This window comes from Methylococcus sp. ANG, from assembly GCF_040730495.1.
Classification (GTDB): domain Bacteria; phylum Pseudomonadota; class Gammaproteobacteria; order Methylococcales; family Methylococcaceae; genus Methylococcus.
Window position 1 is genome coordinate 2506150 of the sequence record NZ_CP160399.1, and the last position, 11497, is coordinate 2517646.

At 60.7% G+C, this 11497-nt stretch carries 11 protein-coding genes; 2 read left to right on the forward strand and 9 right to left on the reverse strand.

Going from position 1 to position 11497, the window contains the following annotated elements; all coding sequences use genetic code 11:
• Window positions 1-268 precede the first annotated feature (268 nt).
• From ABZN20_RS12215 to ABZN20_RS12230, 4 genes are all read right to left on the reverse strand, one after another.
• A complete protein-coding gene (locus ABZN20_RS12215) occupies window positions 269-937 on the reverse strand; it encodes a methyltransferase family protein (protein WP_367025432.1) in 669 nt (222 codons plus the stop codon).
• Window positions 934-1173, reverse strand: coding sequence for a DUF2933 domain-containing protein (locus ABZN20_RS12220; RefSeq protein WP_423246405.1), 240 nt, complete (start codon window positions 1171-1173; stop codon window positions 934-936). Before ABZN20_RS12220 ends, ABZN20_RS12215 begins: the two co-directional genes overlap by 4 nt.
• A gap of 280 nt (window positions 1174-1453) precedes the next feature.
• Window positions 1454-1837 carry a class I SAM-dependent methyltransferase gene (locus tag ABZN20_RS12225; RefSeq protein WP_367025433.1) on the reverse strand — a complete coding sequence of 128 codons (384 nt, stop codon included), beginning with the start codon at window positions 1835-1837 and terminating at the stop codon, window positions 1454-1456.
• 28 nt (window positions 1838-1865) lie between these two features.
• A complete protein-coding gene (locus ABZN20_RS12230) occupies window positions 1866-3434 on the reverse strand; it encodes a MarR family transcriptional regulator (protein WP_367025434.1) in 1569 nt (522 codons plus the stop codon).
• A gap of 271 nt (window positions 3435-3705) precedes the next feature.
• On the opposite strand from ABZN20_RS12230, the gene ABZN20_RS12235 reads away from it, so the two are divergent.
• Entirely contained in the window at window positions 3706-4935 is a 1230-nt protein-coding gene (locus ABZN20_RS12235) for an IS110 family transposase (RefSeq protein ID WP_367025435.1), read from the forward strand.
• 256 nt (window positions 4936-5191) lie between these two features.
• Here the strand turns inward: ABZN20_RS12235 and ABZN20_RS12240 are convergent, their stop codons facing one another.
• The 3 genes from ABZN20_RS12240 to ABZN20_RS12250 all read right to left on the reverse strand — a co-directional run bounded on the left by ABZN20_RS12240 (window position 5192) and on the right by ABZN20_RS12250 (window position 7635).
• Window positions 5192-6301, reverse strand: a complete 1110-nt coding sequence (locus ABZN20_RS12240; protein ID WP_367025436.1) for an IS5 family transposase — start codon at window positions 6299-6301, stop codon at window positions 5192-5194.
• Between the two features lie 64 nt (window positions 6302-6365).
• On the reverse strand, window positions 6366-6773 hold the full coding sequence (locus tag ABZN20_RS12245; RefSeq protein ID WP_367025437.1) for an Arm DNA-binding domain-containing protein: 408 nt from the start codon (window positions 6771-6773) through the stop codon (window positions 6366-6368).
• A gap of 262 nt (window positions 6774-7035) precedes the next feature.
• Window positions 7036-7635 carry a site-specific integrase gene (locus tag ABZN20_RS12250; protein WP_367025438.1) on the reverse strand — a complete coding sequence of 200 codons (600 nt, stop codon included), beginning with the start codon at window positions 7633-7635 and terminating at the stop codon, window positions 7036-7038.
• A 20-nt stretch (window positions 7636-7655) separates the two neighbouring features.
• Between ABZN20_RS12250 and ABZN20_RS12255 the strand changes: the two genes are divergently transcribed.
• Window positions 7656-8087 (forward strand): addiction module protein, encoded by a 432-nt coding sequence (locus tag ABZN20_RS12255; protein WP_367025439.1) that lies wholly within the window; start codon window positions 7656-7658, stop codon window positions 8085-8087.
• Between the two features lie 667 nt (window positions 8088-8754).
• On the opposite strand, the gene lpdA is transcribed toward ABZN20_RS12255, so the two are convergent.
• Together lpdA and aceF are read right to left on the reverse strand one after the other, a co-directional pair.
• Entirely contained in the window at window positions 8755-10176 is a 1422-nt protein-coding gene (gene lpdA / locus ABZN20_RS12260; RefSeq protein ID WP_367025440.1) for a dihydrolipoyl dehydrogenase, read from the reverse strand.
• Window positions 10177-10195: 19 nt separating this feature from the next.
• Entirely contained in the window at window positions 10196-11491 is a 1296-nt protein-coding gene (aceF, locus tag ABZN20_RS12265) for a dihydrolipoyllysine-residue acetyltransferase (RefSeq protein WP_367025441.1), read from the reverse strand.
• Window positions 11492-11497 lie beyond the last annotated feature (6 nt).

An 11497-nucleotide genomic window follows, 5' to 3' on the forward strand; every position in this document is an offset into this window, starting at 1 on the left:
CCCCGAGTGCTTCCGGCCGGAGCGAAAGTTGGCCGGGTCGGATTTGCACCGACGAAACAGATGCGCCTTAGCAAGGCACACATAATGCCCACGCCGACCAGTAAAGCCAGCACGATCAGATACGTCCACGTTTCCATCATCGCTCAATCCTCCCGGTCGTTATTCATGTCTTGATCTTCGAGATTCCAACAGCGAGCCCGGAGTTGCCTCGCGACAATCCATGCGGTGGGAAACCCGCCGCCGGAACGGCCGAGTTCGACATTCCCCTTTATCGCCAACCGGTGTCTTGGCGAGTGCCATGCGCCCGAGTCCGCATTCGCGGGATAAACGCAGGCGTTTTTCGCCGATACTGCTCATAAATATCGCCGTACTCGTTCCGGATATCCTGCTCCTCCCGTTTCGCCAAGCGCACGTACATGACGACCAGGATGGGGAACATGACGAGGGTGGGCAGGGTCGGCCACTGGAGCAGGAACCCCGTCATGATCAGAACGAAGGCCGTATATTGGGGATGACGCAGGCGGGCATAGGGTCCGGTGAGCGCCAGAGCATGCCCCCGCTGCGCCTCGTACAGCACTCGCCAGGCGGACGAAAGCAGCCAGAATCCGCCGGCGATGAATACCATGCTCAGGATGTGCAGCGGGTCGAAGTGCGGATCTCCCTTGAAACCGAGCAGGGTATGCCAAAGGTGTCCGGTTTCGTGGGAAAACAAATCGAGGCCCGGATAGCGCCGCGTCAGCCAACCGGATAAAAGGTAAATGGTGAGCGGAAAACCGTACATCTCCGTGAACAGGGCGACGACGAACGCGGCGAAGGCGCCGAACGAACGCCAGTCGCGGGACGTACGGGGTTTGAAAAAACTGAAGGCGAACAGGATGAAGACCAGGGAATTGATGATGACCAATCCCCACAGGCCGTAGGCGGCTTCGTGACTCACGGATGATTTTCCTTCTCGTCGGGAGTTCCTGTACCGTGACCAGACCTATGTCCGCCGTGCATGAAGAGGTGCATCAGCGGGCAGGCCAACAGCAAGAGGTAGGGAAGCACGCCGAGCAAATGTGCCCGGTGCTCGGTCCAGAGAAAAAACAGCGCGATCCCCAAAAACCCCCACAGGGCGAGGCGATGACGCAGCCTCGACTGCCGTGGTTCATGCCGATTCGATTCATGTGCCATATCATTTCCTTTGCCACTTCGTGTGTTGCCATGAAGAATGGAATTTTCGTGCCTGCACCGCCGGACTAGGTATCCTCTCCGAATTCAGGCAATTAGGAAACGAAGGAGTGGAGTACCATGTAACCCAACGGGTCACAAATAACTCCAGTGGTTACGGCTTATCACCCATCAATTTGTTCGAGAACTAAATCATAAACAGGGGCCATTAATAACCCCGGCATCAGGCATGGCTGAAAGCGGGAATGCAGCGGACACTGTAGGCCGTCACTGCATGCCCTGGTTAAGCAACTATAAGCCGGAACACAGCAGAGTACGCAAAACTTGGGCCGGCACTCCGCTCGAATACAAACCCTTCATCTCTGGCCTTCTTCTGGAGAGCCGGAAGCGAGATAAAGTCCGGATCGATGAAGAACTCGCTGATGACCAGCCGGCCATCGGGCTTTAGCACCCGCCGAAGTTCACGGAGGGCCATAACGGCATCCGGGATTTCTCCGAGTACCCCGATCAGGTAGGCAGCGTCAAAGGTTCGATCGGGATATGGGAGCTGCCGAGCGTTCCCTTGCTTTGGCGAGATGTTGGTGAGACCGCTTCTTGCCGCTCGCCGTACCAAGTCATCGAGCATCTCCTGCTGCACATCGCGGACATCGAGAACTCCGTTAGTCACTTATCAACCAAGTCTTTACAGAATCTGATCAAACTTGGGCGGTTGCCAGTGTTGGGACGATAAGGAACTCGGTGAGTTTACAGCAGGTGGCGATGGCGGCTCGTCCAAGTCGCGTCAGATAATAGCGGTAGGTGCCGGTGACGCGCTTGATCAATCCGAACTCGCGTAGTCGCCGGATTTGCCGTGACAGCGCGGCGGGTGATTTCGCCGGCAAATGGGGTTGGAGATCGGCGCGGCGCAAACCGTGGATATTGAATTCAGGTCGTTGTAGGGCGCGCAGCAGGGCCTGTTCGGTTTTGTCGAAGAAGTTGAAACCCTTGAAGGTCTGTTGGGGAGTGTGCCTTTGGGTCGTCAACCGGTCCAGATCGCGCTGGCCGCTGGAGTGATCGTCGAGGGCGGAGAGAAATTCGAGATAGCGTCGATTGCAGCCGAGCAGGATGTCGCGCAGATCGATCAGGCTATAGATGGTTTTCTTGACCGGGGCGAGCTTGCGGACGGTGGTGCCGTCGCGCTGTTCCACTTTGCGGTGGTGCTGGAAGAAGGTGACATCGTTGGCGGTGGTTTCCAGTCGCAGGATACGGCCCGCCTTGTCGTAGAGTTTGAGGGACACGCTCCCCATCCGATGTTTGATACAGGTTCCTTCGATCCGGGTGGATAACCGGGAGCCGATTTCTTGGGCGAGTTGCGGGGAGAGTTTTTTGCCGAGGAAGGTGGAGACCTGTTCGGCTTTGACGGCGAGCACGGCCTGGCGAGCCAACTGCTCATACCAGGGCGCGAGTGTGGCTTGGGAGCGAAACACCAGGTCGGTGGAATACTCCACCTGCATCAGACTCCAATGGTAGCGCTGCTCGAACACATCGAGAACCGGGCAGCACAGGTTGGCGTAATGATCGAGGATTCGATGGAGATCATCAGGTTTGAAGGTGTCGGCCAATTGTTGAGCGCGAGGAAAATCGTCGATGCGGATAAAGCCATTGTCGGCCATGGCAAAGCCGATCCCAGCGGTCGAGAGTTGGCGCGCCAGCCAGGAATGGCCGTTGCAGTAGAACTGCAGTTTGAACGGGCACCAGGTCGGGACCCGCAGATAACAAAGCCCCAGTTCGGCATCCAGGAAATAGAAGTAATAATGCAGGCACTTGCCGGTGGTGGACCTCAGGAAGGTCTGATGGGTCTGTTTGTCGTGCCAGGGTTCATAGGAAGGACAGGCCTCCATGGCGGAGATGACATGGACCAGGCCGGGGTGATCGCCGCGTTGAGCCAGCACCTGAGCCACCACGTCTTCCTTGCGGATATGGGCTTTATTGATGTGCTCGATCCTAGCGCAGTGTTGGGCGGCGAGTTCCTGGGCTCGGGTCCGGATGCGTTCGCGCAAGGGTTCGGCGAATCGGGCGTAATCGAAGATCCGGATGTGTCGGCTGTTGAGAAACGCCGTCATGCCTTGAGCATAACAGGCTCCCGGTACCGTGCCGGTGATAACGATGCGGTCATAGCAATTCAGCACACCGTGTAATCGGTCATGATAACGATCAGTCACAAGCGTGGTAGTCATCGTAGTCGTCCTCCGCGAAATCCGGCGATCGTTACGATAACCAGTCATGATCGTCCCGCTCACCCCTGAGCATGAAAGCCGGCGCGAGTTGGCGCAGTATATGGGATGGGAGGCATGCGGCGAGAGGTCGCAAAACGTTTGGCGGTTCTTACCCCGTTGTTTAACCGGACCCGTTCCGACCGGCTCGCACCCCCGACTGTATCGCCAGTGGTTGTGGCAGAACGCACGGTAAAGTGGCCCATGTGGTCGTTTAGCATGAGGCATCTCCGGTCGAAGTTGCCGCCTGCCTCCCGTCGTTTACTGTAACCACGGGAGAACGATGATGGAAGCACTCCACAAACGCGTTGCCGGCATCGACGTGCACCGCATGAAGCACGTCGTCACCGTGCTCACCGAGAACGAGGATGGCACGATCACGAAACACACCCGCGAATTCGGTGGCTTCAAGCGGGACATGAAGGAATTGGTCGCCTGGCTGCTTGCCTTCAAGGTCGAGTTGGCGATCCTGGAGAGCACCGGCATCTACTGGAAGAGCGTCTTCGCGCATCTGGAGGCTGGCGGCATTGCTGCCTGGGTGGTCAATGCCCACCACGTCAAGCACGTGCCCGGCCGCAAGACCGACATCGCCGATGCGGAATGGCTGGCCCAGCTCGGCCGCTTCGGCCTAGTGCGCGGCAGCTTCATTCCCCCCAAGGACCTGCGCGAACTGCGCCTGGTCTCGCGCTACCGGAAGAAACTCGCCGGGGTATTGGCCGGCGAGAAGAACCGGATGCACAAACTCCTGGACGATGCCGGCATCAGGCTCGGTGGCGTGGTCTCGGACATCAACGGCGTCTCGGCCCAGCGGATGATCGAAGGTCTCATTGCCGGCCAGTCCCCGGAAGAGTTGGCCACCCTGGGCTTGGGCAGTCTCAAGGGCAAGCGCGAAATCCTGGAGGCCAGCCTCGACGGCGACCTCTCGGCCCGGCATCGCCTGCTGCTCGAATCCCTGCGCAACCATGTCCGCTATCTCGAGGCCGAATTGGCGAAACTGGATGCCTATCTCTTGGCCGCAATGGAACCTTACGCCTGGGCGCATCAGTTGCTGCAAACGATTCCGGGCATTGACGAGATCGCCGCCGCCATGATCCTGATCGAGATCGGGGACGACCTGTCCCGCTTCGGCTCGGCCGACCGGCTGGCTTCCTGGGCCGCCCTGTGTCCCGGCAACAACGAGTCGGCCGGCAAGCGCAAAAGTGGCAAGACGCGCAAGGGCAACACCATCGTCCGTTACCTGCTCTGCGAAGCGGCCAACGCCGCCCGGCGAACCCGGAGCGTCTTCGCCTCCGAATACAACGGCCTGGTCATTCGCCGCGGCCACAAGAAGGCCATCGTCGCGCTGGCGCACAAGCTGATTCGCACCATCTTCTTCGTCCTGACCCGCCGCCTGCCATATCGCGATTCGGGGTTCGATTACGAGGCGGCCAGTGTGGCCAAGAACGCTCCGCGCTGGATCAAGGCACTGAAGAAATTCGGCCTCTGGCACAAGGCCGCTCCCGCAGCGGCGTAACTCGCCTCGGCCTGCGTAACACCCAGATTTCCGTTGCGACGGAAGGACCCTGCTCGCCTCAAACATCAGGGGCTTTCACGGTAACTTTAACCTGTTTGGTTCCGGCTTCGCCGGCTTAGGGAACCTCTAAAAATCCGAATTCCATGCTCTCCAGTTCGTTCGTACCGGAAAAAATCCTGGTTTCCGGCGCCCAGGACGGCAAAATTCGGGGTTGATCCGGTCCGCAAAGGCCTGTTGCGGGGGTATTTCCCCCGTTTCAGGCCACAGCGGGCAGACCGATCCCGTCCGGGCTTGCCGCCCGGCGGGCCTGCCTTCTGACTTCGTTCGCCGTCAACTGCACCAGACGCTTCATGTTGTAAGCCAGGTTCAGCAGGCCCACCTTCACCCGCGCTCGCTCCAGGCCGATGGTCCGGACCCGGTGGCCATCCATGGCGGCCTGGGCGCCGAAGATGTGTTCCACCCGCGCCCGTACCTTGGATTTGTTGCGGTTCGACGCGGTTTGTTCTTCCGTCAGCGGGGCGGCGCGCGTGCCTTTTTCGTGGATTTGGCTGGCCATCCCCTCGTCGGCCAAGCGTTCTTCGTGTTTTTCCGAGCGGTAGGCGCTGTCCGCATACACCGGGCGCTTATGGCCTTCGGCGTCGGTGGTTTCCGTATCCAGCAGGTCTTCGAAAACCTGGCTGTCGTGGACGTGGGCGGGCGTGACGCTGTAGTCCTGGATCAGCTTGGTGGCCGCGTCGGCGTGGATGGGGTTCTTGTAGCCGTAATGGGTCTCGTGGTTCTTCTTGGTCCAGCGGGCCTCCGTGTCCTTTTGCCGCCGCATGGGGGCGTTCTCGTCATCGTCCCAGCCCTCGGGAATCTCTCCAGCCTTGATCCGGGCGTTCTCTTCCCGGCTGTTGCGCTGGCGCGGCGCTTCGATGAAGGTCGCGTCGATCATCTGTCCGGTTTTGGCCACATAGCCCCGCCGCGCCAGTTGCTCGTTAAAACGGCCAAACAGCACCTCGACCAGACCCAAGGCTTTCAGCCGTTCGCGGAACACCCACACGGTCTTGGCATCCGGCACCCGGTGTTCCATCCGCAGCCCCAGAAAACGCATGAAGCTCAGCCGATCGCGGATCTGATATTCCAGTCCGTCGTCGGAGAGGTTGTAGAGATGTTGCAGGATCAGTACCTTGAACATCAGCACCACGTCAAAGGGTTTGGCCCCGGCATTACTCTTGCGCTCCTTCTCGCGAACCCGGTTGAGATCGGCCCGAAAATCCTCAAAGTCGATTTCCGCCTTGAGCTTGACCAAAGGATCGCCCAAGGCGGTGAGTTGGGCGGCACGTTCGTCGAGATCAAACAAGCCGGGCTGGCGGTGGAAGTTCATGCGGCAGTCTCAGTGGCAGGGCTATGCCGGTATTTTCTCAAAGGGACGGTGCAAGGGGGAATTTTTAGAGGTGCCCTCTACACAGGTGCTTGTTGTAAATCTTCTCGTCCTCATGCACGGATGCCGGCCGCTTGTGGATTCTGGAATATCGCTCCATGTACTCCTTCCAGAAATCCGCGAAGACCGTTTCTCGTCGCAACTCCCGCTTCAGCTCGGCCGGGTTCTTGCCGGTAGCGATCGCGGCATTCAGCTCCGCGGCACGTCGGCGGGCCTGCTCGACGGTCGTATCTGGAAACGGTCCGACCTTGATGCGTTCGGTTTTTCCGTCGACCTTGCGCCGGAGGTAGAACACTTTGGACGTCTTGCCGACGCGAACCATGAGCCCCTTGGTTTCGGTGTCGGCGACGTAGACGGCATCGCCGGAGAAGGTCAGCGCCTCGATGCTGCGCTTGGTGAATTTGATGCTTTCCATGGACCCACTGACGTCGGCTGATTGACCGATGGCTTCAGCTTTTCACCCTATTTGCACCCTGCGATAGCAATTTCGAGCAATTCTGAGCAATCGAACGGGAATAAGGGATCACGCTAAGTCATTGTAAAGTAAACCATATCGTCTTTCGTAAAACACCGTTAATTGTGGGGCAGGAATTTTGTAATCAGCCGGTCGCGGGTTCGAATCCTGTCACCAGCTCCATAAATTCAATAGCTTAAGGCAATTTTCCGCGGCTCCCCGATTACTTGCGTAGCCGAATCGTAGCCGGTTTTTCTCCCTCGACAACCCGAAGGCCGGACACCCTGTCGACGTAGCCGGCCAGATGCTCACTGGATAGATGAGCGTAGCGCCGCACCATATCGACCGTCTCCCAGCCGCCCAACTCCTGGAGCGCATGCAGAGGCGTGCCGGCTTGAACGTGCCAAGATGCCCAGGTGTGCCGCAGATCGTGCCAGCGGAAATCCTCGATCCCGGCACGCTTGAGCGCATTACGCCAAGCCTTGGTATTCACCTCCTGGATGGGCTTTCCCTGATAGGTGAAGACGTGAGTAGGATGCTTTCCTTCCTGCTCCCGTATCACGACCACCGCACCATTCGACAGGGGAACCGCGATGGCTTTCCGGGCCTTGGCCTGATCTGGATGTATCCATGCGCAACGCCGCACGAGGTCGACTTGAGACCATTGCAGGCCGGTTACATTCGCTCGACGGAGACCCCTTTCCAGGCTGAAACGCGCCATAGCTGAGAGATGCGCCGGCAATTCTTCCAACAGCCGCCTAGCCTCTTCCGGGGTAATCCACCGAACCCGCCGCGAAGGTTCGGGCAATAGCCGTACCTTCATCACCCGAATCCAAGAAGACTTTGCCTCAAGGCTTCGAGAGCATCGCGCAGGGGCTGAAGGAGGCTATTGCACTGACGGAGGGACAACCGGTTCCAGCGAAGACGCATCGCCCGGATGAAGTGAAGGAACCATTGACGGACCTTTCCATCGTCATTCTGAAACGTGCCCAGAAGGAACTGGCAGACCTTCCAAAAGCTGAACTACGAGGAAACGAAACAATGACCTTGACTGTTGAACAAATCGCTGAGGAGGCGCTTGCTTTGCCAAGCGAAGCGCGGGCCTTGCTGGCGGATCGTCTTGTCGAAAGCCTGGACCCTGCCGAGGACGGCTACATTCGCCAACTTTGGACGGCGGAGGCACAGCGACGCCTGGGTGATGTGCGGGCAGGCCGCGTACAGACGATTCCGGGCGACGAAGCGCTAGAGCGAGTGCGGCGGAACTTGGCCCGATGAGGCTGGAGTTTCATCCGGAGGCGCTGGCAGAGTACGAGGACGCAGCGCGGTATTACGCGAGTTGCCAGGAAGGCCTGGAGCTCCGCTTTATGGCGGCCGTCGAACATGCGATATAGCAGATTACCGAGACGCCGGAGCGTTGGCGGGTTTTCGATGGCGAAATCAGGCGCTACCTGACGCGGGTTTTCCCGTACGCGGTGTTGTATTCCATCGAGCCGGATAACGTGCTGATCGTCGCGGTAATGCATTGTCGTCGAGAGCCCGGCTACTGGAGCGAACGGGTAAACCGAAAGATTTAGCGTAGCCCTTTCGTAACCGCCGCGTGGCTACGCTTACGTTACCGTGAAAGTCGCAGTAGCTTGTCCCCCCCTTGGGAGAGGGCCGGGGTGAGGGAAACGATCATGGCGGGCAGTCGCGCTCATGCGATACCCCCTGTATCGCACCCTTCGGGCGCAAGGCGTGCACCAATTTGCAGGGAGCAAATTTGAACATGCGGAGCATGGCCCGGAGGGCAGGTCCCAAGGACGGGACCTGTCAATCGGCCTTCCTGCCGATTTGTCATCATCCAGGGCGGCCGGTCGCCATGATCGTTAGCTTGATCCCCAACTTTGATGCAACTGTGGACAAAATAGGGAATTCGCCTTCTCTTCGACCGCGGCCCGCTCGCTCAGCGCTTGCGGATATAGAGATCGGTGATCGTCCCTTCGATCATTTCCGCAGCGAAGGCGAAGGTTTCCGACAAGGTCGGGTGGGCGTGGACGGTGAGGCCGATGTCCTCGGCGTCGGCGCCCATTTCCAGGGCCAGCACGGCTTCGGCGATGAGCTCACCCGCGTGGGGGCCGACGATGCCGGCGCCGATCACCCGCTTGGTGGCCTTGTCGCACAGCAGCTTGGTGGCGCCTTCCTTGCGGCCGATGCCCAAGGCGCGCCCGCTCGCGGCCCAGGGGAACACAGCTTTTTCGTATTCGATGCCCTGGGCTTTGGCCTGGGTTTCGGTGACGCCCATCCAGGCGACTTCCGGATCGGTATAGGCCACCGACGGAATGGTCAGAGCCTGGAACGCCGAAGGGTGACCGGCGATGACTTCGGCGGCAACCTTGGCCTCGTGGGTGGCCTTGTGGGCCAGCATGGGGTTGCCGACGATGTCGCCGATGGCGTAGATATGCGGGACGTTGGTGCGCTGGCGCTCGTCGACGGGGATGAAGCCCTTGGCATCGACCTGGACGCCCGCGTTTTCCGCACCGATCAGACCGCCGTTCGGGGTGCGCCCCACCGCGACCAGCACCCGATCGAATACATCGGACTCGGGCACGCCTTCGCCTTCGAAGAACACCTTGAGACCGGCCGCTTCGGGTTCGATCCGGGTGACGCGGGTCTTGAGATAGATGTTCTCGTACTGCTTCTTGATGTGCTGATGCAGAGGACGCACCAGGTCGGCATCGCAGCCGGGGATCAACTGGTCCATCAGTTCCACCACGGTGATAGCGGCGCCCAAAGCGTGATAAACCGTGGCCATTTCCAGGCCGATGATGCCGCCGCCGACGATCAGGAGGCGCTTGGGCACTTCCCGCAGCGCCAGGGCGTCGGTGGAATCCATCAGACGCGGATCGTCGTTGGGGAAGCCCGGAATCTTCACCGCGCGCGAGCCGGCGGCGATGATGGCGTGGTCGAAGCTCACGGTGACCGGGCCTTCGGCCGTTTCCACCTGCATGCTGTGGTCGCCGGCGAAGCGGCCGGTGCCCTGCACAACGGTCACCTTGCGCTGTTTGGCGAGGGCGTCGAGCCCGCCGGTCAGGGTCTTGACCACCTTGTCCTTGAAGCCGCGGATCTGGTCCAGATCGATTTCCGGGGCGCCGAAGCGGATGCCGAACTCGCTGGCCTCCTTGGCCTCGTGGATGATCTGTGCGGTGTGCAGCAAAGCCTTGGACGGGATGCAGCCCACGTTGAGACAGACGCCGCCCAGGGTCGGGTAGCGCTCGACCAGGACCACTTGCTTGCCCAGGTCCGCCGCGCGGAAAGCGGCGGTGTAACCGCCCGGCCCGCCGCCCAGCACCAGGACCTCGGCGTGAATCGTCTTGGGTTCAGCCATCGGGAATATCCTTCTTCAGTTAGAGCAGGACGCGCCGCATATCGGCGAGCAGGCCGCTGACATAGGTGACGAAGCGGACGCCGTCGGCGCCGTCGATCACGCGGTGGTCGTAGGACAACGACAAGGGCAGCATCAGCCGCGGGACGAACTGGCCGTCTTGGGACACCGGCCGCAGCTGCGCCTTGGAGACGCCCAGGATGGCGACCTCGGGGGCGTTGATGATGGGCGTAAAGGCTGTGCCGCCGATGCCGCCCAAGCTGGAAACGGTGAAGGTGCCGCCCTGCAGGTCGGCGGTGCGCAGCTTCTTGCCGCGGGCCTTGTCGCCGATGGCGGCAAGTTCGGCGGCGATGTCCCAGATGCCTTTGGTGTCGGCATCGCGGATCACCGGCACCACCAGGCCGTCCGGCGTGTCCACCGCGAACCCGATGTGGCAGTAGCTCTTCAGGATCAGTTCTTCGCCGTTGGGCGCAAGCGATGCGTTGAAGCGCGGGAAGGCTTTCAGGGCGGCGACCACGGCCTTGATGATGAACGGCAGCGGGGTCAGCTTGACGCCGCGCTTGGCGGATTCGGCTTTGAGTGCATTGCGGAAGGCTTCCAGCTCGGTGATGTCGGCCTCATCGTGCTGGGTGACTTGCGGGATCGTGATCCAGGTCCGGTGGAGATTGGCCGCAGAGAGCTTCTGGATCCGCGACAGCGGCTGGCGTTCGATCGGGCCGAACTGGGCGAAATCGATTTCCGGCATCTCCGGTAAGGCGAAACCGCCGGCGCCGGGCCGTTCCGCCTTTGCCACGGCATCCTTCACGAAGGTCTGGATGTCCGTTCTCAAGATGCGGCCCTTGGGGCCGGTGCCGCGGACTTTTGCCACGTCGACGCCGAGTTCGCGGGCGAAACGGCGGACCGCGGGGCTGGCATGGGCCAGCCCCGAGCCCTCCTCGGTGACCGGCGTCGACGCAGGAGGAGTGGAGGAAGGCACGGGTGCGGCCGGCGGCGGGGGAGCAGGCTCGGCCACCGCCGGTACGGGGGCTGGCACCGGTTCGGCGGGGGCGGCGGCCGCCGCAGAGGCTTCCGCGCCCTCATCGGCCCGCAACAGCAGAATCGGTGTACCCATGCTGACCTTGCTGCCGATGCTCACATGCAGTTCGGCGACGGTGCCGGCATAGGGCGAGGGAATCTCCATCGCCGCCTTGTCGCTCTCCAGGGTGATCAGCGAATCGTTCGCCGCGACCTTGTCGCCCGGCTTGACCAGTACCTCGATGATTTCGACGTCCTTGAAATCGCCGATATCGGGGACGACGACGGTTTGTTCTTGGGCCATGTTGTT

Coding starts and splice junctions, on each gene's coding strand:
- ABZN20_RS12220 (WP_423246405.1), bottom strand. CDS start 1,173: ATGGCACATGAATCGAATCGGCATGAACCACGGCAGTCGAGGCTGCGT.
- lpdA (WP_367025440.1), bottom strand. CDS start 10,176: ATGGCTGAACCCAAGACGATTCACGCCGAGGTCCTGGTGCTGGGCGGC.
- ABZN20_RS12235 (WP_367025435.1), top strand. CDS start 3,706: ATGATGGAAGCACTCCACAAACGCGTTGCCGGCATCGACGTGCACCGC.
- ABZN20_RS12245 (WP_367025437.1), bottom strand. CDS start 6,773: ATGGAAAGCATCAAATTCACCAAGCGCAGCATCGAGGCGCTGACCTTC.
- aceF (WP_367025441.1), bottom strand. CDS start 11,491: ATGGCCCAAGAACAAACCGTCGTCGTCCCCGATATCGGCGATTTCAAG.
- ABZN20_RS12230 (WP_367025434.1), bottom strand. CDS start 3,434: ATGACTGGTTATCGTAACGATCGCCGGATTTCGCGGAGGACGACTACG.
- ABZN20_RS12250 (WP_367025438.1), bottom strand. CDS start 7,635: ATGAAGGTACGGCTATTGCCCGAACCTTCGCGGCGGGTTCGGTGGATT.
- ABZN20_RS12240 (WP_367025436.1), bottom strand. CDS start 6,301: ATGAACTTCCACCGCCAGCCCGGCTTGTTTGATCTCGACGAACGTGCC.